At 36.2% G+C, this 23437-nt stretch carries 18 protein-coding genes; 7 read left to right on the forward strand and 11 right to left on the reverse strand.

The genetic code is table 11. The annotated features are described in order from the left end of the window. Positions 1-50 precede the first annotated feature (50 nt). Positions 51-563: a hypothetical protein gene (locus tag F3J23_RS05115; RefSeq protein ID WP_167025148.1), complete on the reverse strand. Its 513-nt coding sequence runs from the start codon at positions 561-563 to the stop codon at positions 51-53. A 120-nt stretch (positions 564-683) separates the two neighbouring features. Here F3J23_RS05115 and F3J23_RS05120 point away from each other — a divergent pair, with 120 nt between their 5' ends. Further along, entirely contained in the window at positions 684-2099 is a 1416-nt protein-coding gene (locus tag F3J23_RS05120) for a PLP-dependent aminotransferase family protein (protein ID WP_167025151.1), read from the forward strand. A 15-nt stretch (positions 2100-2114) separates the two neighbouring features. Here F3J23_RS05120 and F3J23_RS05125 read toward each other — a convergent pair whose 3' ends face one another. Next, complete coding sequence (locus tag F3J23_RS05125; protein ID WP_167025154.1) at positions 2115-3599, reverse strand: M1 family aminopeptidase; 1485 nt, start codon at positions 3597-3599, stop codon at positions 2115-2117. A gap of 262 nt (positions 3600-3861) precedes the next feature. Here F3J23_RS05125 and F3J23_RS05130 point away from each other — a divergent pair, with 262 nt between their 5' ends. Continuing rightward, positions 3862-4038: a histone H1 gene (locus F3J23_RS05130; protein ID WP_123273877.1), complete on the forward strand. Its 177-nt coding sequence runs from the start codon at positions 3862-3864 to the stop codon at positions 4036-4038. A 324-nt stretch (positions 4039-4362) separates the two neighbouring features. Then, positions 4363-5934, forward strand: a complete 1572-nt coding sequence (locus tag F3J23_RS05135; RefSeq protein ID WP_167025157.1) for a M20/M25/M40 family metallo-hydrolase — start codon at positions 4363-4365, stop codon at positions 5932-5934. An 89-nt stretch (positions 5935-6023) separates the two neighbouring features. On the opposite strand, the gene F3J23_RS05140 is transcribed toward F3J23_RS05135, so the two are convergent. Then, entirely contained in the window at positions 6024-6620 is a 597-nt protein-coding gene (locus F3J23_RS05140; RefSeq protein WP_167025160.1) for an RDD family protein, read from the reverse strand. A 131-nt stretch (positions 6621-6751) separates the two neighbouring features. Here F3J23_RS05140 and F3J23_RS05145 point away from each other — a divergent pair, with 131 nt between their 5' ends. Next, positions 6752-8338, forward strand: a complete 1587-nt coding sequence (locus F3J23_RS05145) for a right-handed parallel beta-helix repeat-containing protein (protein WP_167025163.1) — start codon at positions 6752-6754, stop codon at positions 8336-8338. Between the two features lie 312 nt (positions 8339-8650). On the opposite strand, the gene F3J23_RS05150 is transcribed toward F3J23_RS05145, so the two are convergent. Beyond that, on the reverse strand, positions 8651-9289 hold the full coding sequence (locus tag F3J23_RS05150) for an HAD family hydrolase (RefSeq protein ID WP_167025166.1): 639 nt from the start codon (positions 9287-9289) through the stop codon (positions 8651-8653). Positions 9290-9316: 27 nt separating this feature from the next. Continuing rightward, positions 9317-11440 carry a Tex family protein gene (locus F3J23_RS05155; RefSeq protein WP_167025169.1) on the reverse strand — a complete coding sequence of 708 codons (2124 nt, stop codon included), beginning with the start codon at positions 11438-11440 and terminating at the stop codon, positions 9317-9319. A 512-nt stretch (positions 11441-11952) separates the two neighbouring features. Here F3J23_RS05155 and F3J23_RS05160 point away from each other — a divergent pair. Together F3J23_RS05160 and F3J23_RS05165 are read left to right on the forward strand one after the other, a co-directional pair. Next, a complete protein-coding gene (locus F3J23_RS05160) occupies positions 11953-12105 on the forward strand; it encodes a hypothetical protein (RefSeq protein ID WP_167025172.1) in 153 nt (50 codons plus the stop codon). Beyond that, positions 12059-12490 (forward strand): hypothetical protein, encoded by a 432-nt coding sequence (locus tag F3J23_RS05165; protein WP_167025175.1) that lies wholly within the window; start codon positions 12059-12061, stop codon positions 12488-12490. Before F3J23_RS05160 ends, F3J23_RS05165 begins: the two co-directional genes overlap by 47 nt. Positions 12491-12828: 338 nt before the next feature. Here the strand turns inward: F3J23_RS05165 and F3J23_RS05170 are convergent, their stop codons facing one another. Continuing rightward, complete coding sequence (locus tag F3J23_RS05170) at positions 12829-14115, reverse strand: hypothetical protein (RefSeq protein ID WP_167025178.1); 1287 nt, start codon at positions 14113-14115, stop codon at positions 12829-12831. Between the two features lie 737 nt (positions 14116-14852). Between F3J23_RS05170 and F3J23_RS05175 the strand changes: the two genes are divergently transcribed. Continuing rightward, positions 14853-15530 carry a YceI family protein gene (locus tag F3J23_RS05175; RefSeq protein ID WP_167025181.1) on the forward strand — a complete coding sequence of 226 codons (678 nt, stop codon included), beginning with the start codon at positions 14853-14855 and terminating at the stop codon, positions 15528-15530. Positions 15531-16294: 764 nt separating this feature from the next. On the opposite strand, the gene F3J23_RS05180 is transcribed toward F3J23_RS05175, so the two are convergent. The 5 genes from F3J23_RS05180 to F3J23_RS05200 all read right to left on the reverse strand — a co-directional run bounded on the left by F3J23_RS05180 (position 16295) and on the right by F3J23_RS05200 (position 23225). Further along, positions 16295-16813, reverse strand: a complete 519-nt coding sequence (locus tag F3J23_RS05180; RefSeq protein ID WP_167025184.1) for a DUF2911 domain-containing protein — start codon at positions 16811-16813, stop codon at positions 16295-16297. 27 nt (positions 16814-16840) lie between these two features. After that, a complete protein-coding gene (locus tag F3J23_RS05185; RefSeq protein ID WP_167025187.1) occupies positions 16841-18532 on the reverse strand; it encodes a sodium:solute symporter in 1692 nt (563 codons plus the stop codon). 100 nt (positions 18533-18632) lie between these two features. Beyond that, positions 18633-21128: a PIG-L family deacetylase gene (locus F3J23_RS05190; RefSeq protein ID WP_167025190.1), complete on the reverse strand. Its 2496-nt coding sequence runs from the start codon at positions 21126-21128 to the stop codon at positions 18633-18635. A 374-nt stretch (positions 21129-21502) separates the two neighbouring features. Continuing rightward, positions 21503-22174 (reverse strand): hypothetical protein, encoded by a 672-nt coding sequence (locus F3J23_RS05195; RefSeq protein WP_167025193.1) that lies wholly within the window; start codon positions 22172-22174, stop codon positions 21503-21505. Positions 22175-22424: 250 nt separating this feature from the next. Next, positions 22425-23225 carry a DUF5694 domain-containing protein gene (locus F3J23_RS05200; protein ID WP_167025196.1) on the reverse strand — a complete coding sequence of 267 codons (801 nt, stop codon included), beginning with the start codon at positions 23223-23225 and terminating at the stop codon, positions 22425-22427. Between the last annotated feature and the right edge of the window lie 212 nt (positions 23226-23437).

Below are 23437 nucleotides of genomic sequence, written 5' to 3' on the forward strand. Positions count from 1 at the left end.
TCTATCTGGTTGGTTTTGAATGTTCGGCTGTGAAATTTGTCAGCTGGAGATTAATTCTTACTGATCTGCATTTCCAAAAGGTAGGAAGGCAGCAGGAATGGTCCTGCTTGAGCATCGGAAATAGTTGTGAAGCCGGTTTCTTTTAAAAACTCAAGAAGCGGATCATGAGCCAGCATATTGATCCATATTACGTCTGTAAAGCTTATGGCTGCTCTGCATTTTTTCCATAACGATTGTCTTGTTTCAGGTGAATCAAATTCAGGCAGAATCACAAAACTGATTTCTGTAGCTCTTTTTCCATCAGATATTCCGGAATGCACAGAGCCGCTTTTGATAATGCTGTATCCTACAGGTTTTTGATCAGCATATGTCATAATAAGCTGATTGGAAAGATCATTAAGATCATTGATCATCTTTCTCGGATCTATTTCGTTTTGGTATCTTTTGATGTCTTCCTCAGAAACAAAGTCTTTATGAAGACTGAGAACTGAAGAGTCAATGATGGCTATAAGATCAGAAATTCCCTCTTCAGAACCTACTGTAAATTTTGAAATGATATCCATGGGGCTTTTTTTTTATTCAAAATTAGAAGATTAAACTATTCAAAATGGATACAGTTTGTTGAAATATAATCGGTACAGAGGAGGAATTTCATAAATTTGTTCAGTACAGTTGAGTGTATTATGGGGAAAACTTATAAGTATGAAATTTTTACAGCTGCCATTGAAGAGCAGATTCGAAAGGGGATTATAAAGGCAAAGACCAGACTTCCGTCGGTTCGTGATATTAAAGAAAGATACAGGCTGAGTACAAGTTCCGTGCAGAGCGGCTATGAATATCTTATGATGAAAGGTTTGGTTGAAAGCAGTCCAAGGTCAGGATATTTCGCAGCAGATATTCAGGTAGAAAATATCCCTGAGATAAAAGCTGATCTTCCGCCGGTAGTAAGAGATGAGGTATTCATGAAAAATATGGTGCTGACCTCCAGAAGAAGTTCAGAGTTCAGTTCCTTTCATCATGCTGTTCCGGGAGATCTGCTTATCCCGCAAAAGCTTATCCTCAGAACTATGCAGGAAGTGATTCGTGAAAAAGGAGCTTCATTACTCAGGTATTATCCGTCCAATGGTTTGGAAGCACTAAGAAGAAGCATTGCTGATCAGATGGCGGTTTACGGCTCTGTCTTTAATCCGGATGAACTGATTATTACTGATGGCGCTTTGCAGGCTCTTACCATTGCATTGAAATCCGTGACGAAAACCGGCGATGTGATTGCGGTTGACAGTCCATGCGTGTTTTCCGTACTGGAAGTTATCAGTCATCTCGGTCTTAAAGTGATTGAGATTCCCATTCATTACAGAAATGGTTTTGATACAGAATATTTTCAGAAAGCCTGTACAGAAAATGACATCCGCGCTCTTGTCACCACGCCTAACTTTCATAATCCTACAGGAATCTTGATGAGTGATGAGGTGAAAAAGGAAATCCTGGAAATTGCAGAAAAGCATCAGCTGTGTATTATTGAAAACGATATCTATTCAGATTTGTATTTTGGAGACAGGCGGCCGCAGAATATTCAGAGCTTTGATAAAAAAGGGCTGGTGATGACTTATTCTTCATTCTCAAAGACTCTTGCCCCGGGAATTCGTCTGGGCTGGCTGTATGCAGGAAAATTCTACTCTAAATCAGAAAGAGCAAAGTTTGCCTTAGGCCGTTCGGTTGCTCCCGTTTATCAGGAACTGATGCTGAAGCTTTTAGAAGGAAGCAGCTATGAAAGGCATCTTCGCACATTCCGTAAAAAACTGAACCTGCAGGCTGATCAGGTATTAGAGGTTTTGAGGAACTCTTTTCCTGAAGGTTCTTATTTTCACAGACCTGAAGGCGGGTACAGCATCTGGGGGCAGCTGCCGGAACCTATCAATATGCATCGGTTTTATCAATATTGTGAAGAGCAGCGGGTTTTATTTACTCCGGGAGATACTTTTTCTTTCACAGACAGGTATCACCATCATTTCCGGATCGTCTTTGCAGAAAGGATTACTTCTGAAAGCTTTATCTTATTGGAAAATGCAGGGAAGCAGGCGAAGGAATTGCTTCTTTAAAATATGTTGTTTGTTTTAATTTACTACGTATTTCAGATTCTTCATTGTATCAATTTCCAGCTGTGGGATATCATTAATGATTTTGAATTCAAATCCGTTAATCCATTTTTCCTGAGTAAGGTTAATATCTTCTCCGCTGATAATGTGCTTCTGAAAAAAATAAGAGATATCTCTGCCCAGGTATTTTTGAGCCAGATCGAGAAAAAGTTCATCTGTAAACTTTACTTTCTTTTCCGTAGAGATTTTTAATAACTCTCGCATCAAGTCATCTAAAGATCTTTTATAATCGGTTTTTAACATGATCTGGTTATCCAGCCAGAAAGCAAAAATAGCCCCCCTTCTGTACGGAACTTTTTCTACGTCACGGCTTTTCCAGAAATCGTCTTTTATTTTATAGTTAGGAATATTTTTCTGTGGGTTTTTCCAATGGTTTTTGATGACTTCTTCGTTGAATAAACTTAGCCACTCATCCGAAGATATATCTTTTATCCGAAGTCTGTTTTTATAAGTATAGTAATCCGTAAAACCTTCACTGAACCAGTAATTCAGTTCTTCATACTTATTTTGAATTTTATTACCGATCCACTCATGCATCAGTTCATGATGAAGAAGATAGAGATAGGTATTTTTGTTATTAAAGGGATTATTGGTCCCCTGAATCATAAATGCATTTTTAATGGCAGAACCTGTTGTACTATAACCCTTGTATAGGCTGTCTTTTTGGGAAACAGTTGGAGTCATAGTTACAGTAAAGTAATCCTGTTCATAGTCTTTCCAGAAGTCTCTTTGAGATTGTACCGCCTTTTTTAGATTTGAAAATAGAAAATCATCTGTAAAGCCATTATTCCAGTTGTCTCTTAATGCAAGATAAACCGGTTTGTTGTGAATGGTAAAACTATAAAACCTGTAATCTCCCCCAATAAATAATGAATTGTAGAACCCTTCCCATAAAGTTGTCTTGATTTTCTGTGCCCGGGCCTGAGTAGCAAAGTTATTATGAAATCTGAACTCTGGCGGGAAACCTATCCATTCAATATTGAATTCGAATTCCCTGTCTTCCGGAATTTGAGTAAATGTTCTAGGTACTATAAACAGATTTTTGCCCAAAACATGAAAGAAGGTTTTATTGATTCTTGGGCGATTAAATATTCTATAATTCGGATCTATAAAATCTTGTTTTATATGGTAAATAAGAGTGACTTTTTCACCCTTTTTCATATGTACTTTTATTTTATTATTTTCCGGCTGGGAATCAAATGTAATGCCTGGGTTTTCCTCCTTTAGCAGAATTAGATTTTTGAAAAGATCTTTCTCTCCCCAATTTTCATTGGCATAATAAAAGGAAATAGTATCTGAAGGACTTTTAAGAGTATAATCTGCCTGAACCTTTAATCCGTTTTGTCCGAGATCTTTGTTATAAAAAATTTTGTAGCTGATTTTGTCCTGAGAGAATAGGTAGTAGGGAAATAAGATAATTAAAAGAAGGCTTTGCTTAAACATTGATTATTGAGTTTAAATCAAATTTAACCAAAAACATTAGAAAAACAAGTGAACCTTAGTTAATCTACCATAAAATACATATAAAGAGCTTTGCAACACAAAATCACATGGCGGGTTTCCTGTAATAATTTGATTTTGTTTTAAAATTTAAATTGAATTTGAGAAACCTTCACAAAATTTAATTAAATCTCATAATTTTTTTCAGCACAATTAGGCTGGAATCACCATAAAACCTATATTTGCAGCCTAAATTTTTAAATAAATGAAAGAACTAATTGAAAAAATCAACGCGGAATTTGAAGCGTTCTCAACTGAGGCAAACCAACAAGCGGAAAAAGGAAACAAAGCAGCTGGTACAAGAGCTCGTAAAGCAGCTTTAGAACTAAGCAAATTGTTCAAAGAATTCAGAAAAGTTTCTGTAGAAGAAGCTAAGAAATAATTCTCCTTTAGCCGGCTTTTTGTAGCCGGTTTTTTTATACCGGAATTTTGAAGTGATATCCACAATAGAAAGAAAAAACAGAGATCGTACTGTTTTTGAAGGAGAACAGGCTTTTATAACCGGAAAATAGGAATTTAATGAATTATAAGATATGAAGGATCGTCAGGCTGACGGTCTTTTTTATTTATAGATCCACCAGATTTCACCCATATTGTTTCTTAATGATATGAAATATTGAGAATCTCTTTATATAAAAGCTTTTTTAAGGATAAATCTTTTATCATTTCCCCAATTTCCTTTATCTTTAAACAATCAATATATATTATGAGGATAAATAGATTTTTTGCAGTGCCTGCAGTTATGCTGGCTGCCCAGTTTTCATGGGCTCAGATAAAGGTTGACCCTAAAGAAAGGCTTGACCCTATCGTAAAAAGTTTTGTAGATGAAGTAAACAGCAATTCTCAGCTGGAAAATATGGCGTACGAGCTGCTGGATGGTATCGGACCTCGTCTTGTAGGTACCCCTGAAATGCTTGCGGCTAATGAATGGAGTGCCGGTAAGCTTCGTTCCTGGGGGGTAGATGCGAATCTTCAACAGTTCGGAACCTGGAAAGGGTGGCAGAGAGGAACCACTCATGTAGATATGACTCATCCAAGAGTGAAATCCTTATCAGCAACACAGCTGGCATGGAGCCCGGCAACGAAAAAAGCTATCGAAGCAGAAGTGATTATTCTTCCTAAGGTTTCTTCAAAAGCAGAATTTGACAAATGGCTTCCCACTGTAAAAGGAAAAATAGTACTGATGGCGCAGTATCAGAAAATAGGACGTTCTGATGAACAGATCAAAGAATTTGCAACGCCAGAACTGTATGAAAAGCTTAAAGCTGAGAAAGAAAAGGCTGCCAAAGATTTTACCGCGTATGTAAAGAATATCGGATATGATAACAACACACTTCCGGAAGCTTTAGAAAAGGCAGGGGCGGCAGGAATTGCCATCTCAAACTGGACGGGAATTATGGGAGCTAACAGAATATTCGGAGCAAAAACCTCAAAAATTCCGATGATCGATATCGATGTGGAAGATTATGGAATGCTTTACAGAATGGCGGAAAAAGGAGCTCAGCCAAAAATTAAGGTTGATACCCAGTCAAAAATACTTCCTGAAGCTAAAAGTTTCAATACAATCGGAATGATCAAAGGAAAGGAAAAACCGGAGGAATATGTAATTCTTTCTGCCCACCTGGATTCATGGGACGGAGCACAAGGAGCTACAGATAACGGAACCGGAACTCTTACTATGCTTGAAACAATGCGAATTCTTAAGAAATATTATCCGAATAATAAAAGAACCATTATCATAGGGCTTTGGGGAAGTGAAGAACAGGGATTAAATGGTTCAAGAGGTTTTGTAGCAGATAATCCTCAGATCATTAAAGGAGTACAGGCAGCATTCAATCAGGATAATGGGACCGGACGTGTTGTGAGCATCAGCGGACAAGGATTTGTAAATGCTTACGATTATATTGGGAAATGGCTTGACGGAGTTCCAAAAGCGGTAAAAACCCACATTAAGACAGATTTTCCAGGAATGCCGGGAGGAGGCGGATCTGACCACGCTTCATTTGTTGCAGCAGGGGTTCCCGGGTTTTCCTTAAGTTCTCTGAACTGGGGATATTTCGGATATACATGGCATACCACAAAAGATACGTATGACAAAATCGTTTTTGATGAGGTGAAGAATAATGTGATCTTAACAGCAGCTTTGGCTTATATGGCTTCTGAAGATCCGGAGTTTACGAACAGAGAAAAGAGAGTAATGCCTCAGGATGATAAAGGTGAAACGGTGAAATGGCCGGAAGTTAAGGAGCCTAGAAGGAGTTCTAAGGATTATAAATAGAAAGACTGGATATCCGAGGGAAAATTTTATGAACTCAAATTTGATTGTGTTTTTAAAATACCCTGAAACTTATAAAAAGGCTGTACAGATTATTGTGCAGCCTTTGTTTTTTGCGTGTAAAGAAGGTTTCTTATTTCCTGAATTTTATGTTCTTTTACAATATAGGTCTTGCAGATTTTATTATTCAGATACATGCTGAAATTCATTTGAGTACCTTCTGCTTCCCAGGTATGATTAGGTGGAGGGATAAAATCTGTAAAAACCGGAAAAAGGTTGGCCAGGCATAAAATATTCCTTAAGAATGATTTTATAAAACCAGGCTGATTTCCATGATCATCAAGAATTGTAAGCTTGAAAATTTTCTTACCTAAAGTTGTTCCAAAATACCATTCACAAAATGTACCTAATATAATCACACAAGGAATGGAAAGAACGATGCTTATAAAGACCGGTTGATGAAATATGAATACAAAGGCCATGAAAAAAGGGCTCGTATCAATCACTTTAGCAAAAAGGCGCTCTCTTTCATTCCCTTTATGAGTTGGGTGATAAGGAAATTCGTATTCGAACTCATTGTAAATTCTGTTTCCAAATTCATCAAATTGCCGGGTTGGCCTGCGAATAATTCTTCTGTCTTTAAGTTCTGATATTTTCAATGGAGTTTCTGTAGTTTTTAATTTTTTCAATGACTCAAAAATAAAAATAAAAGTTCAATACAACACGTCAAGTTCTGTCGTACCGCGTGAATACATTTGCATCAGTAAAATTTATAAAAGAATATTTTACCATTTAAATTAAACCAAAAAAACAAAATTTTATGATTTACGCAAATGCTTTTTTCACATCGGGTAATAGTTATCCTAATGAGGATATTGTACAGCTGATAGACAACTACACTCATGAGGCTGTTGTTTATAAGAAAATTGGGACTGCTGTTGACGATGGGGTTATATACCGAAAAAAGGATAATGATTTTTATGAAAGACAATGGTCAGGATATATCAATGTATTGTGGTGGAATATCCGGGAAGCGGGGATATCCGCATCAGCGGCTGCAGAGCGTATTAACAAAGCTCTTGCTTTAGGATATAATACATTCTTTGATGAAATGTCTATTGAGATTGATGGAACACTTTATCTGCAGAATAATCAAAAGGTCTTGTCAAATAAGTGTACAATAAAGCAGAAGAGACCCAAAGCAGAAATTTTCAACTGTGAGCAAAAAGAAAATATTTCTATCAAAGGATTCATTTTAAAAGGAGAAGAAATAGATTATGACGGCAGCCCCAGCTCCAGAAATGTAGGGGTTCTTTGTCCTCGAGCAAAAAATCTTACTATTGAGAAAAACCTATTTGAAAACTTTACTTATTCTGCGGTATCAGGGTTGTATGAAATAGAATATTTAAACTTTAGATTCAATAAGGTTAAAAATTTATTTAATCAGAGCTGGGCAGCACAAGGGTACAAAAAAGATAATATGGGTATTGTAGTAGGAGGAAAAAATATTACCATTTCTAAAAACTATTTTGAAAATTCATCACAAGGTATTTATATTACTGAAAATTCCAATTTTATCAGCATTTCGGATAATGATATTGCCAATACCATTCTGGAGCACGGAATGTACCTTGATTCCGGTATCTCAAATCTTACTGTGATAGGTAACAGAGTAAGGAATACTCTTAAAATAGGGATCAAGCTTCAAAACAGTGATAAATCAGGCTATATAAGCAATAATATTGTGATCTCTAATAATATTGTTGAAAATACAGGGGTTGGTGGAGATGGTATTTTGATCAATAATACAACAGTGGGAACTCCGCAGCTTTATGCAAAAAATGTAGTTGTTTCCGGAAATGTGGTGAGGAATGCAGGTCAGCACGGAATTAATATAAGGTTTGTAGATCTGGGTGTAGTTTCCAATAATGTCATCAATGATGTAAGTTATGCAGGGATTTATATTTCTGATACAAAAGGAGTTGAAGTTTGTAACAACAATATTAAAACAACTCAGGAGAATGGAATTATGATTGAAGCCTTCAATTATTTATTATCAGTAAATTGTAATACTATTGAAAATCCGGGAATGAGAGACTCAGGTCTGGAGGATCTGTTAACGGGAATTACCTTACGCGGAACAAAAAATAAGGAGATTTCATTAAGATACAATAAAATGGTAGGAAGCGGAAGCGCTATGAGATATGGTATTTTTGTTGAATTCGTAGAGCCGAAAGGACCTGATTTTGAACGCCAGTCTTTTCAGGATACCTATGAAATTATTGGAAATATGGTACTGAACGCATATCGGAAAGAATACAGATTTTTAGATGTAACTAAAGTACTTAGATCGTTTCGCGATAATTATATGGATTTATCCAGCTTTCCTCCTGTAGAACAATTCTAAAAATAAAGTTGTTTAAACTTAACCTCAAAGTCACAAAATCACAAAAGGTTTTTATTTTTGAATCACTTTAGTCCACTTTAGAAAGTTTAGAGAAATACCATACATTTAAGTTCACATAAGATGAAAATCAAAGATTTAGTGTACTTCTTGTACACAAAGTATATAACTTAAATAACTTAAATAACTTTAGTATTTAAAATACTTTTGTGCATTTTGTGGTTTAGTAAAAAAGTTAAACAGACTTAATATTAAGAACAAAAGACTGTCCCAATGACAGTCTTTTGTTTTTTAAATTTATCTTTATTTTTCAATTTAAGAAAGGTAAAGTGTCAGCTCTGAAAGTTTTGAAATAGAAGGCTGGTACTCACTTTCAGTTAATTTTCCAAAACCATATGTACAGAAAACGAAAGGCAGATTATTAGAAATTGCAGCATTATAATCGGTTTGTGTATCTCCTATGTAGAGGGAGTTTTCAATGCTTAAATGATTCCTTTCCATAAGAAGGTGTATATTTTCAGATTTTGGTTTTTGGGTACGTCCGTGGGATTCAAAATCAACAAACAGATCGTTAAACTGATAATATTCTAAAAACGATTCAATATAACCTTTCTGGCAGTTGCTTACAATAAACAAAGAGTGGGTATTAGAAAGACTTCTCAAAGTATTTTCTACACCTTCATATAAAATTCCGCCCTGTATACGCAGCACTTTATTCTCTTCGGCTACAATTTCAGAAAGAAGCTCCTGTGCCTGCAGATCTGAAATACCCGGAATAATATCTTTTATAATATCATGAGCCAGCAGCCCCATGTATTGGTTCATATCTTCAGGTTTCAATTCTTTTTTAATCAATTGATGTTTGCCCAATACCTTATTCCATATGTTGATGATCGTTGCCCTGGAATCCCATAAGGTGCCATCCAGATCAAAAATTAAATTTTTTGTACTCAAAATGTAATATTTTTATGTTTAAAAGCATTAGAGGATCATACTCAGTTGTATTCTTTTTCTGGCTTCATCTACCTCTGTAACTTTCACCCTTACATGCTGGTGAAGTTTTACTACTTCGTTTACATCAGAAACAAAGCCGTCTTTCAGTTGTGAGATATGAACGAGCCCGCTTTCCTTGATTCCAAGATCTACAAAGCATCCAAAAGCTGTAATATTATTAACAATCCCAGGGAGAATCATCCCTGCTTTTAAATCTTTAATACTTTTGACATTAGGATCAAATTCGAATACTTTGGCTGCTTTCCTGGGATCCAGTCCCGGTTTTTCAAGCTCTTTTAAGATGTCTTTAATTCCTAAGATCCCGATTTCCTCAGTGGTATAGCTTTCAGGTTTCACCGAAGCTATTTTCTCTTTGTTAGCAATCAGTTCATTGGTTTTAATCCCCAAATCTTTAGCCATTTTTTCTATAATGCCATAGGCTTCAGGATGTACTGCAGAATTATCCAATGGATTTTTAGCGTTTGCAATTCGTACAAAGGCTGCAGCCTGTTGAAAAGCTTTTTCACCAAGTCTTGGCACTTTTTTCAGCTGTTTTCTGTCTTCAAATGCTCCATTTTCAGTACGGTAATTAACAATGTTCTCTGCCATTTTTTCACCAATTCCGGAAACATAGCTTAATAATGATTTACTGGCTGTATTTAAATTAATTCCTACTGAATTTACACATTTCATCACGGTAGAATCCAGCTCATTTTTTAATTGAGTCTGATCCACATCATGCTGATATTGTCCTACGCCGATAGATTTCGGATCAATCTTTACCAGTTCAGCCAGCGGATCAGAAAGTCTCCTTCCGATCGAAACCGCACCACGCACAGTTACGTCATATGTTGGGAATTCATCTCTTGCTATTTTACTGGCAGAGTAAACCGAAGCACCCGCCTCAGATACTACGAAAACCTGCAATGGTTTATCAAAAGCAATCTTTTTAATAAAGAATTCTGTTTCACGGCTTGCTGTTCCGTTTCCAATGGAAATTGCCTCAATATTATAGGCGTTTACCATAGAACGGATTTTCTTCATTGCCATTCCGCTTTCATTTTGTGGAGCGTGAGGGTAGAGGGTTTCATTATGAAGCAGATCTCCTTTTTCATCCAAACATACTACTTTACAGCCGCTTCTGTAACCCGGATCAATGGCGAGAATTCTTTTTTCTCCCAAAGGCGGGGCAAGAAGAAGCTGGCTTAAATTTTCCGAAAAGATCTCAATAGCCTTCTGATCCGCCTTTTCTTTTGCTTCCTGCAGCGCTTCATTGGAGATGGCTGGTTCCAGAAGTCTTTTATAGCTGTCTTTTATAGCCAAAGCAATCTGCTCCGAACTTTCATTATTGGATTTGATAATGGCTTTTTCAATAAAATCAATCGCTTCATCTTTATCAATTCCGATGTTGGTTTTCACAAAACCTTCTGATTCCGCTCTTAGCATAGCCAAGAGCCTGTGGGAAGGAGTTCTGTTGAGATTTTCCTCCCATTCGAAATATTGCGAAAACTTCTGAGCGTCTTCCTCGTCTTTTTTAGCCTTTACCACCTTGGAAGTAACTACAGCTTTACGTTGAAATAATCTACGGAGGTTTTTACGGACATACATATTTTCATTGATCCATTCAGCCATAATATCTCTGGCTCCCTGCAGTGCTTCTTCTTCAGAGTTAACTTCATTGTTGAGGTATTTAGATGCCAGAAACTGTATGTCGTTGTTTTTCTGGCTCATGATGATCCTGGCTAAAGGTTCTAATCCTTTTTCCTTGGCAGCATCTGCTCTGGTTTTTTTACGCTTTTTAAAAGGTAAATATAAATCTTCCAGCTCCTGAATATCAAAGCTTTCTTTTATTCTTTGCTGAAGCTCAGGTGTTAAAGCATTTTGCTCTTCTATAGATTTTAAAATGGATTCTTTTCTTTTGACAATCTCCTCAAATTGTTTACTGAGCTTTGCAATTTGTTCGATCTGTGTTTCATCCAGATTTCCGGTTTTATCCTTTCGGTAACGGGAAATAAAAGGAATGGTGCAGTCTTCTGCTAGTAATTGTAAGGTATTGTTGATGCTCTTTTCAGAAATATTGAGCTGCTTCTGTATAAATTCTACGGTCGTCATTGTTCTGTTTTCGGAAAGCTAAAATAAGGTTTTTAAAAGAAAAAAGGCGAGTTGCCCCGCCTTGAATGTTTTCACAACGGATAAACGACTCTGAATTTGCCATATAATGCTGTGATTAATCACGAAGATAATAATTTTTGAAAGAGATAAACAGTTGAAAAGAAAAACTCTCTTATTGTCCTGTTAGATTATTGGAATAGAGACAGTATGGAATCTCAGTCAGGTACCACACAAGGGAAGTGTTAACTAGAAATCAGAATACTCAACAGCTATCGGAATACTAAGGATATACTGGCTCATTTTATGATGGTAGAGGAGAGCCTGCACTGTTTCGTAACAAAATAAGATCACTGCTGATGGATTATACTAAATTTCTTGTCGGCCAATGATACCTATATTTTGCCGTACAAGAAATTAAGGAGGTATTATCTATCTATTTTAGGCCTGCTCAGTGCTTTTGAAACAAAAAATCAAAAAACCTTCGGATGATTTTCAAAGGTTTTTTTGTTTAAATGAGTAATCCTGGAGATTTAGGAGAAGATTTAAGAGAACAAAATAATAATATTCGGAAGGGAAAAACCCCTGAAGGTAATTCAAAACCTCAAAAAAATAAAAATAATGAAAACGATAACGATAACGACAGAGTTAAAGGTATTGGTTTATAGTTTGATTGCTGTTTTTTTCTGCTTTAGCTGTTCAAAACCAAAGCAGGTATATACTGAACCGATTTTTGCAACTTTTTTTAGTGAACTTAGTAATGAGAGTGCCGAAAAATTTTATAACTCTTATTATAAAGATAAGCCCAAAGACTATAAAGAAGGATATATTCAAGTACTAAAAGAGTTTAAAAAATATAATTGTGAATTTATTATTACAGATTATAACTCCTATAAAAAAGAAAAGCCTGATTTAGATGGTATGACTGAAGGTGTTTATATTTTGGAGAACAAAAATCTAAAAGATCCGTTTTTCATTAAAATTGAAAATAATAGAGTACAATATTTACTTTCAATAGGCAAAGGTAAAGAAGATATTGTTGGTTGGCTTTAAAACTATTTAGCTATTTGATTAATGTAAAAAAAGAATTAATATTCACCAAAAAATACTAGCTTCTATTATTAATGAAATAAATAATACTAAAACAGGCAATCTATATGATTGCCTGTTTTATTTTCCAGGAATATCAATTTGGTTAGAAGCATCAGAGTGGCATAGGGGAGCTCTTTCATACAAACAAATGTCAACATTAAATAATGCTCCTGAAACACAATTTAATCTTCTTATTCAGGAAAATATTCTGAGGGATACCAAATAAATATTACTTTTAGCCAAAGTGAAAAAGCTATGATTCTGACCTTTTTTGATTGCTTTTCGATGAACTGATCATATTAATCCGGACAGGTTCTTGTGCTTATGCAATACCAGCCAAAAGTAGCTCCCGAATCTTGTGAAGTATACATTTTAAGACATCTATTGGTAAGATCATATACCAACATTCCTTCTATAAAGTTGGCAGGAGGAATATTTACCGGATTTCCTGAGGCGTTAAAGGCCACACGGTTAACAACAAAACCTTTGGTTCTGGCTTCCATAACGAGCCAGGCCCCGTTTCTTGATGCAGGCCAGTTGTCCTGAATCTGCTGATTGTTGTTCCTTAATAAAGAACTGAACCCTACTTTACTGATCAATGCCGAATTTCCGCTTGTAGCCGGGGCTCCTGGTTTATAGCAGCCTGAAGAGCACTGGGATATTGCCACTTTAACTCCTTCGGAAGGAAGGCTATAGCACCCTGTCGTTAAATTATGGCAATACGCATAATAGGTTCCGGATGAAGTCACCTGGCTCGGGTTAGCTACTTTGGTAGAAGAACTTGGATTGCTGGAAACAGAATGCCATTCTAAAGTGGTTCCTGAGACACAGGTACTGGTTACCAGATTGGATAGATTGACAAAAAGATCAGGACAGGTATTATTTACTGTTGTTGCTGAAACAGCTGGAGAAGGATATGGTGTATTGGTGACTTCGAATACATTAATAACCAATCTGAAATTTCTGGCCTGCTCACAATTAAAATAGGAAGCAGCCTGAATTGTTCCTGAAAAGCTTATAGTTGTTTTGTTGGTCACCTCAAAATCATAAATAATCTGATTGTTATCATCACTCCCTCCTACAAAAGTATTGCTTCCCGTAACGCCTCCCAGATTATAGTTGTTGAAAAACATAGATCTTTTGTCGCCTGAACCTGTAGTTGCGTACATATTTACATAAACTCTATACGTTTTCGTTGCGCTAAGCCCCGAAACACTTCTTTTCCAGAAAACCCCCACGGGTGTATCATACCAGGTTTCAAAACCTCTGCTCGAAGTATTATCTTCATAAGTAGTCCCTCCTGTATTATTATTACATCCGGAAGGAGAAGTAGACTGTGGCCCTGGTTGGGGACTATGAGCGCTCCACCCGTTGGTCACCGCTTTATAAGTCTTTGTAGTACAGGTATCTGAAACTAAAGAATAATGCTCTGCATTTAAAGGATTAGCATTTAATAATTTCTCGCTTTTCACGGGTTCTGTAAGGGAATTTTCATTCAGTAACACGGAATATTTAGAATAATCTTTTCCATGTATAGAATTAAAAACTAATAGAAGTGTAAGACACTTCAAAAAATATATTTTCATCACTTGTATTTTTATGTAGCCTCTTAAAGATTGTTTTTTAGTAGTTAAATTTCTATTAATATATAATTCGTGAAAATCTACTCAATGCATCCTGAAATTATTCAGTATTACGTATAGGAAACCATTGTGTTCGAAAAGAGAGCTGTATGAAGATATTGTTTCTTTAAACTGTAGGCTTATGAACACTTCAGCTAAAGCGGGAAAAGCTTTATTCAATAATCTTTATCATAAATCCAAATTCAGGATCAACTCTATTATCATTATTCATGATTAGCTATAGGAGCAGATTTTATTACAAACCAGTATATTTTTTAGAAGTATATTTTTTTAATAATATTCTTTATTGTGTTTAAAATAAATGATTTTTATGCAAAAATAATTTATTTTTTAAATTAAACAAATTGTATTAATTGATGTAAAAAATAAAATAATTAATGATAAATTAGTGTAAAAAAAGTATATATATTGAAATGGGAATAATATTGTTAATTAATTGAAAATTATATTTTGTTAATTATTTATTAATGATTTGATAATTTTTAATGAATTAATCTGAGTTCGGGATATAGGAATGAAAATTGGAATTAAAAGTCATAATTTTTGAAAGCAACCCACAATAAAAAAGAAGATTTTTCATTTCTTGATATATGATAAGATGCCGGAAAAGAGGTTTCTCTATTTTTGTTCCGGAAAACGATAAGAAAAATTTTGATAAACTTTTAAAACAATTCAATAATATGAAAAAATTTAGTGTAATTGCATTAGTAGGAGTAGGATTGCTTTTAGCATCATGTAATAAAGAAAAATCTGCAGATTCTGCGGCAACAGCTCAGGAGCAGACCGTAGCTGAGAGCAAAGGTGAAGTATTAGCCGTAGATGCAGCAACTTCAGTAGTAAACTGGAAAGCGTTCCATAAAGGAGGTATGGCTCCTCGTTGGGGAACACTTACTGTAAAGTCAGGAGATATCAGTGTTGAAGGAGGTCAGGTTTCTGCCGGAAACTTTGTAATTGATATGAATTCTATTAAAGTAGACCCTGCTTCAGTAACAGAAAAAGATAAAAAGCCTGCAGAACTTGAAACTCACCTGAAAAGTGCGGATTTCTTTGATGCAGCGAAAAACCCTACTTCGGATTTCAAGATTACCGGTGTTACAGATTTAAAAGAAGCACCAAAAGATGCTTTTGCAGGTGCTAATAAAACAGTAAGCGGAAACCTTACCTTATCAGGAAAAACAATGAATGTTACTTTCCCTGCGAAAGTGGAGGTAGCAGAAAATTCAGCAGCTATTCAGGCTAAATTTACAGTAAACAGAGCAGATTGGGGACTTAAATTCGGTACTTCGGAAGCAGATCCTGCAGAATGGATGATCAGTAAAGATATTGAGATTGCGATTGACGTAAAAGCTAAAAAATAATTTTTAGGATAATCAATAAATTATAGGCTGCTTTCTTTGGGAAGCAGCTTTTTTTTGAAAGAAAGTTTTTAACAGAAGGAAACGTTACAATCATTAAGAGTCTCTTTAAATTTCTAAATTTGATTTTTTGTGTACCATTCAGGTTTTGATTTCAATCATATTGTTTAAGGATTTTTTTGATGAATAGAGACAATGTACTGATGACATGTTTTTCTAACGCCAAGCTTTCATTTTTCAAACTGCTGATGGTAAGGGAGCAAAGAATAGAATCAACGAAGTTGATTCCTCGAAGCGTTAGTATGAACATATTACTTATCAGCGACAGCGTTGCATCACTTTGCCTCCTTATAATAAAGCGGAATTATCCATATACTTTGCGTTTAATCTTTTCATCAAAAGATAATTCCAAGTATGATCTATGATAATCTACTGATGACGTTTTTGTTTAACGCAAAGTTTTCATTTTTGAAACTGTTGATTTGTGAGGGAGCAAAGGATTGAATCAACTTTGTTGATTCGTCGAAGCGTGCGGATAAACATACTGCTTCATCAGCGACAAAGTCGCATCACTTTGCCTCCTTATAATAAAGCGGAATTATCCATAGACTTTGCGTTTATCTTTTTAATGCAAAAATCAGATGCATATTTTAGGTTTTCAAAAAATAGTGAAAACTGTGTTTTGTGTTGAAATTAAAAATAAATACATTAAGGATCATAAAATAAGAATCCCGTATTAACGGGATTCTTATTTCGGATATTAACATTTATTTTATCTCTACAGGAACTGAGATTTTATCCCAATCCATCGAGAATCCGTTACTGTTTATTTTATACACTAAAGCTTCCTGTGTTGCGGGTAAAGCTTTTGTTTTTACATCCACACGTAAAGCATCTTTAGCTTCTTCGTATTTATAAGCACCCCATTGTTTAGGTTCTTTGTTAAAAATTGCAGTCCAGGTTCCGCTTTCTTTAGGAATTAAGAAAAAGCTGTATTTACCTGCAGGCAGTTTTTTACCCTGAACGGTAATGTCTTTATTCGTTTCAAAAGTAGTTGCTTCATTGGCACCCGCACGCCAAACTTTATTGTAAGCTTCTAAACCGCCCCATATGGTACGTCCTTTAACAGAAGGACTGCTATAGGCAATGGTAATGGTTGCATCTTTAATTTTTCCTGTTGCAGTAGCAGGAGGGCTGGCAGGTTTTTTAGCCTCCTGTGCAAAGGCGTTCACTGAAAGTGTCATAGCAGCGAAAAGTACAGTAACAGATTTAATCATTGTTTTCATACTATTTTTTATTTGTTTGTTCTTGGTTTACGAATTTACTGCTTTCGGCTTATAAAACAATAGACCAATTGCTGAAAATATAATTACTGCCGCTGCACCGATTACATTAAGCCAAAGGAAAGAAACGATATCGAACTGATAAACGGCAATAACAGCGATTTCTGATACAATTGCAGCAATAAATACATTGGTGCCTTCAATCTTTTTATAATAAAATGCGACAAGAAAAATCCCCAATATCGGGCCATAGAAGAGAGAGCCTAATACATTTACCGCTTCAATAAGGGAACCCATCTGCGTTGCAAACATGGCTACACCAATTGAGAAAATACCCCAGGCTAAAGTGTGCAGGCGGCTATACTTCAATTCGGTTTCCTGATCAGGAATATCTTTTTTAAATATCAGATGAACATCTTTTAATGAGCAGGCAGCAAGGGAATTCAGCGCAGCAGAAATAGAGCCCCAGCTGGCCAGAAAAATAACGGCAAACAGTAAACCGATCATTCCTACAGGCAGGGTGTTTTTTACGAAATACAGAAAAATGTAATTGGTATCTGTTTTCTCTGCATTATAATTTGAGTGATTGATGGCTTCTTCCACTTTGCCGTGAAGTGTCTTGACCTGGGTTTGTGTATTTTTAAAATCCTGAATTGTTTTTTGGAGTTGAGGAGAATTAGTTTCTTTCAACTTTAGAATTTCTTTCGATTCTGCATTAAATTTGAGTTGTAGATCCTGATGCTCTTTTTCAAAAACCGCAGCCTGTTCAGGTTGTACATCCTTTAAATGCTGATAAGACCTTTCGTTAAAATAAATAGGAGCTGGTTTTAGGGAAAAGAATGCAAAAAGTAAAGCTCCGATGAGGAGAATCGCAAACTGCATCGGAATTTTAACCAACCCGTTCAGCAGCAAGCCCATTTTTGCATTGGTATTGTCTTTCGCAGTAATATACCTTCCCACTTGGCTCTGATCAGTACCAAAGTAAGAAAGTGCCAGAAAAAAACCGCCAATCAGCCCGCTCCAGATATTGTACTTATCCTTCCAATCGAATTCTGTGGTGATTACATTCAGCTTTCCGGATTTCCCTGCCAGATAAAGCGCATCTGTAAAACCAATTCCATTCGGCATATTCTCAATAAGCAGATACCCTGCAAAGGCCATGGTTCCCAGAATAATGAGAAACTGTAATTTTTGGGTATGGGCGATTGCTTTTGCACCGCCAACATAGGTGTAAATCAATAGAATTCCTCCCGTTAAAATATTCGTTAAATAAATATTCCAGTTTAAAACGCTTGATAGGATGATACTTGGTGCATAAATGCTGATTCCTGTTGATAAACCTCGGGAAAAAAGGAATAGGAGGGAAGTGAGTACCCTTGTTTTTTTATCAAAACGGTTTTCTAAATATTCATAGGCGGTATAAACATTTAAGCGCTGAAAAATCGGGATGAAAGTGATACAGATCACAATCATTGCCAATGGCAGACCAAAGTAGTACTGAACGAAACGCATGCCGTCTGTATACGCCTGGCCCGGTGCTGAAAGAAAGGTAATAGCACTTGCCTGAGTTGCCATGATGCCTATAAGCACAATGTACCAGGGCATTTTATTATCTGCTTTCAGGTAAGATTCGTTGCTTTTTTGTCCACGACCGATGAATACGCCGTAAACAACCACTGCAACAAGTGTAAAAATAAGAACTGTCCAATCTATAGTACTCATGCCCAGAATTTAGTAAACAAATAATAAAATACAATCTGGCATATTAGTGCAACCGCTAATAATATATACCAGATATTCCAATTTTTAAGTGGCTTGTTCATCAGTTTTTCTGTGCAGATAAAAAGTTTAAAAATAAACGTGCCGCGCCAACATTTCCTGCAGGCAGCTGTCTGAAAAATGCTAACGGGGTATAAATAAAATTACCCTTCCCGTATTGGGCGTATAAAGTAGAGCCCTGAAGAGGTTCTTCACCCGTATCGTGCATTTCAAAAAGCGGTTCATACTTCGAATCCCATTGAGCCGGGAAATAGGCACCACGTTCCTGCACCCAGCCGTTAAAATCAGCCGGGGTAATTTTGTTCGGAAAGTTGAGCAATTTATGATTTGGATTTAAAAACGTAACCGCAGCATTTTCTTCGGTAACCCGCTTATTGGCAATGCTGAAATTGTACATTCCCAATTGATCAACGGTGGTATCCTGGTTGGTATTATACTGCATCACCAGATTACCTCCGCCTTTTACATAAGACCATAAAAAAGGCATCCAGCGGCCCAGTTTCTTCTCAGTGTTATTGGCACGTACACCAAGTACGATGGCATCATATTGCGATAGCTTGTTTTGGCTGCCGTTTCCATCTGTGTTTCCATAGAAATCTCCGTCTTTCAGTATATCTACCTGAATGCCTGAAATGCGCAGGAATTCAGGGATGAAATCGCCCGCACCTTCTATATAACCAACTTTTTTAACCTTAGCCTGAATATCACCTTTCATTACGGTTGCCGTTGCAGGTTCAAAATATTGTAAAGAGGGGAGATGCGGATATTGAATTAATACTTGTTTTTTATTGTAAGTGATTCCATCTGTAACAAAATTGGCATCCAGCTGCAAACGGGATGAGTTTATGGCAGCCAGTTTATTTTTTGGAATCACGTAATCGATGGTACTGTCTTTCCCATTGATCGAACTGATGTTAGTACTTCCTAATTTCTCTCCTTTATACATCAGATTGAGACTCCCGTTTCGGAACTGTTTATCTGAATTAACTTTCACATTTAAACTCAAATGTAAGTCTTCATTTTCTTTGACTACATAAAGAGGTTGTGTAAATTTCAGTTCCAATGCCGGAACAATGCGTAAAGCTTCCACCACATCACCACGCACAGGGTCTAATTTCTTGAAAGATAAAGGAAGGTTAACCTGAAATTTTTCTGAACCGATTTTTAGATCAAGCAAAACATTCAGTGGCGATTCTGCCTCAGGCAAACCGACTAAAGTTTCATCGGGAACAGAGAATGTAGCGGCGTTTGTGGGTGGTTTTGCCAGCCAGTAAGGTTCCGTAAGTGCTGCATCAGCAGGAATTTGAATATCATGCTGAAGGGTAATTAAAGAATCTTTTGATAGCTTTTTATTAAAATTTTCTGACTGTTCTAACCATTTTACATTCTCTAAAACAACAGGGTCGGAAGCTCTTGAGATCAGGTTTAACCTGAAATTGTAATGATCCCCGGCAACAGCTTCAGCCTGATTAGTAACCACCTCGCCCATAAACCCGGCACAGCTTAAAATAATGTTGTCAAGAGATTGAAGTTTATCCCTTTTTAAGTCTGCATCCTTCAGCGCTATCACCTTTTTTCGTAAAGCAAGCAAAGCAGGAAGGCTAAGGTCAGGATTATTGAAATTGAAAGCGGAAATAATTTTATCTAATGATTGGTCAATGTCTGCATTTCCTTGCGAAGTCCAGGATTTAACTACTCCGTCAAAAAGAGTAGCTTTTGCAGGTTCACCGCTAACGTTGGTAAAATATTCGGTTCTGATGCCGGCTACAGACTGTGTTCCCGCACCCTGGCTTTTATGTAAACTTCTGCTTAATCCTGCCAGTTCACCATAACCCATTCCCAATTGCGGATCATATTGACCAACGGTAACTTTCAGTTGATTGTCAGCTGTGGTATTGACTGCGCCAAAGCGGAAAGTATTCCACAATATACGTTTGGGCTGCCAAGCATTAACATATTTTAATTGATCCGGAAAAGCATTTTTATCGCCTGCCAGCTTAAATGCTTTTTCCGCAACCACAGCCGAAGCCGCATGTTGTCCATGACCTGCCGCAGCAGTAGGAGGGAAACGGCAAATGATAATATCTGGACGGAATTTACGGATGACCCAAACAACATCCGCTGTAATGCTGTCCGCATTCCATTGTTTAAAAGTATCGGTAGTGTTTTTAGAAAATCCGAAATCAATAGCCCGTGTAAAAAACTGTTGGGCGCCGTCTAATTTTCTTGCCTCTAAAAGCTCATGTGTTCTGATTAAACCTAATGCAGGACCTTGCTCGGTGCCTAATAAATTCTGACCGCCATCACCTCTGGTTAAAGACAAATAACCCGTTTCTACATTCTGGTCGTTGATTAACCAGGAGAGTAATCCTGTATTCTCGTCATCCGGATGAGCCGCAAGGTATAAAACCTTAGGCAGGTGTTTAAGAGTTTTGAGTTCGCGGTAAATTTCAGATGATTTTGAAGGCCGGACCTGTTGGGCCGAACAAAAAACCGTGTAAAAACCAAGGATAGATACAGTGATTACTTTTTTGAACATGTGAATTTGCTTTGCGGGACAAATATAAGTAAATCATCTTTCTTTCAGCCTTAAAAGAATCAGACTGTGAATTTATTAAAAAACCATCTTATTTTTTATTAAAACACGAATTTGATGATATTCTTATTCTCGCAGATTAAGTAGATCTTTTTATCCACAAGAATTATGAAATCTTTTGGAAATTGTAGAATCAGACATAATAGGTTTTTAATAGACATATGATAGAGTGTCTATAAAATCAGCGTGATCTGCAAACTCAGTGAGAGAAAAATATATCCATGAAATTTGTGGAACCTGCAGGAAATTATTTTAATCATAAACCCAAGGTTTGATACTCATGTATCCATTTTATCAGAGAAGATGTAAGCAGGTTCTTATGTTTTTCTAATTGTATTTCGTGTGAGATAGATATAATTAAACATGCAAAATGTGGCTGCGGCCCCGAAAGTATGCCATAAAAAGTGCGTTCCAAAACTCAACCAGTCCCATTTATCAATGATGCGGAAAGTGAGGGCAAGAGCAAAAGACAATAAAGCAAAACCTACCCATTTGCCGGCTTTCCATTGGGTATAGATTAAATAGCTTACTACCGAAAAAAGAACAAACGAAGCCATGATTGCATAATTTATGTTGATAAAGAGAGATGGGTTATCTCTCAGCATCCAGCTTCTTAACCCCACCATAAGAATCAGATAGACCAAAACCATTACAACAGCATAATACCATCTGGTGCGCTGAGCTATAAAATAAAATCCGGCAGACAAGCACAGCAGCATAATGGGCATCCAATCCATCATGATAAATACCGGCCATTGTCTGAATGAATGGTAAACAGTTCCCCCAATGGCCCCAATATATAATAAAACCAAACAATAGGTTAAAAATGGATATTTTTTAAAATCACCCTTCATTTTAAGGGTCCAAAAAATGGCTATGGCTAAGAATAAGAGAGCAGTTATGGCATTCAATGGCTCAGGGAAAAACTGAGCCATATCTGTTTCTTTATATAACATGCCTCCGTCCGGAGGTAGTAGGTTTATGGGCATTGTCTTTTTTATATAGGTTCATAGTAAGGCTGTAGAACGCAAATTGCAGACATAGGCCATTTTTATAAATATAGAAAAATTATAACATTATATAGTTGGATGTGCTTGATTATATATTATAAAAATGTTAATTCTATTCATTGTATTCATCAAAATCATTGCTTACAAAAACATATATTACTTTTCACTTGGATTTCATGAACGGTATTTTAGCAAATTTCAGCTGGTTCTAAGGGATTGTTGTTGGCTTTTATTTTAATACATTTTTAACCTCCACAACCTCAAAGTTCTCATTGTTTTCTAAAAAATGCTTTAAGATAGGAATGTGTCCCTGCCCGAAAATTAAAATAACATATTTGTCTGAAGGTTCAACCTGATCGATAATATTTGAATAAATAGCAAGATTTCTTAAATACCAATCTGATACATATTCTGCTCCTGCAAAGTTTTTACCTGCGCCAACCTTTGCTATATATTTCAGATAGATTGATAAATTCCTTTTTAATTCTTCGGGTCTGTTGATGTATTGCAAAACTTCAGTGATGGTACCGTTTTTCAGTTTGTTGTCAAAATCTCTGATCATTGCTTTGGCATGAACCTGTAAATCGTTCAGTAAATAAAGCTGATTGTTTTCTTTGGCAGTCGCAGCCATTAAACTATCGTGTGTCATTCCGTAGAATTTGTCTATACAGTTTACACGATTCAATTTTAATTTTTTAGCTAACCTAAAACCCATTTGTTCTCTTTCTGAAACTGTCATTTTATAACGATCTGTTACATATAAGCTGTATAAACTGTCGGTAGTACGCTGCTTGTCAATTGGTCTTTCAATCATTACTTTAGTAGCTTTTGTTTGAGACAGGACATTCGTTAAGTCTTCCAGTTCACTTTGTCGCTTTGCGCTTAAAAAATCGTCTACTTTTAACTCAAACTGATCGGTATGCGGGGTTTCAAAATGAATAGTTCCGATTAATAGAATTTTGGTTTTCTGAGTCTGTCCGGATACGATAACCCCAAAAGTTAAAGCAAAAAGTAATGCTGTTATTTTCATATTTTTAATTCTGTTTTCATTGTTAAATAGTTTCTGCGGTATAAGAACCGTAAACGTCTTGTCGCTGCATGACGTTGGGGGGCTAAAGATGCGAGTTTTTTTGATGAGGTACAAGTTTTTATGTACAGTTCATAAACAATTAAAAAGCACAACTTTAAAAAGTGATACTTTTGTTAGTACAGATACCTGATTCCGGTTTCTTAAAGTTTCTA

The sequence above is a fragment of the Chryseobacterium sp. Tr-659 genome, from assembly GCF_011752975.1.
Classification (GTDB): domain Bacteria; phylum Bacteroidota; class Bacteroidia; order Flavobacteriales; family Weeksellaceae; genus Chryseobacterium.

Bases quoted from the DNA above. Each gene is read 5' to 3' on its own strand.
- F3J23_RS05115 (WP_167025148.1), bottom strand. From the start codon at position 563: ATGGATATCATTTCAAAATTTACAGTAGGTTCTGAAGAGGGAATTTCT.
- F3J23_RS05120 (WP_167025151.1), top strand. From the start codon at position 684: ATGGGGAAAACTTATAAGTATGAAATTTTTACAGCTGCCATTGAAGAG.
- F3J23_RS05125 (WP_167025154.1), bottom strand. From the start codon at position 3,599: ATGTTTAAGCAAAGCCTTCTTTTAATTATCTTATTTCCCTACTACCTA.
- F3J23_RS05130 (WP_123273877.1), top strand. From the start codon at position 3,862: ATGAAAGAACTAATTGAAAAAATCAACGCGGAATTTGAAGCGTTCTCA.
- F3J23_RS05135 (WP_167025157.1), top strand. From the start codon at position 4,363: ATGAGGATAAATAGATTTTTTGCAGTGCCTGCAGTTATGCTGGCTGCC.
- F3J23_RS05145 (WP_167025163.1), top strand. From the start codon at position 6,752: ATGATTTACGCAAATGCTTTTTTCACATCGGGTAATAGTTATCCTAAT.
- F3J23_RS05155 (WP_167025169.1), bottom strand. From the start codon at position 11,440: ATGACGACCGTAGAATTTATACAGAAGCAGCTCAATATTTCTGAAAAG.
- F3J23_RS05160 (WP_167025172.1), top strand. From the start codon at position 11,953: ATGAGTAATCCTGGAGATTTAGGAGAAGATTTAAGAGAACAAAATAAT.
- F3J23_RS05165 (WP_167025175.1), top strand. From the start codon at position 12,059: ATGAAAACGATAACGATAACGACAGAGTTAAAGGTATTGGTTTATAGT.
- F3J23_RS05170 (WP_167025178.1), bottom strand. From the start codon at position 14,115: ATGAAAATATATTTTTTGAAGTGTCTTACACTTCTATTAGTTTTTAAT.
- F3J23_RS05175 (WP_167025181.1), top strand. From the start codon at position 14,853: ATGAAAAAATTTAGTGTAATTGCATTAGTAGGAGTAGGATTGCTTTTA.
- F3J23_RS05180 (WP_167025184.1), bottom strand. From the start codon at position 16,813: ATGAAAACAATGATTAAATCTGTTACTGTACTTTTCGCTGCTATGACA.
- F3J23_RS05185 (WP_167025187.1), bottom strand. From the start codon at position 18,532: ATGAGTACTATAGATTGGACAGTTCTTATTTTTACACTTGTTGCAGTG.
- F3J23_RS05190 (WP_167025190.1), bottom strand. From the start codon at position 21,128: ATGTTCAAAAAAGTAATCACTGTATCTATCCTTGGTTTTTACACGGTT.
- F3J23_RS05195 (WP_167025193.1), bottom strand. From the start codon at position 22,174: ATGCCCATAAACCTACTACCTCCGGACGGAGGCATGTTATATAAAGAA.
- F3J23_RS05200 (WP_167025196.1), bottom strand. From the start codon at position 23,225: ATGAAAATAACAGCATTACTTTTTGCTTTAACTTTTGGGGTTATCGTA.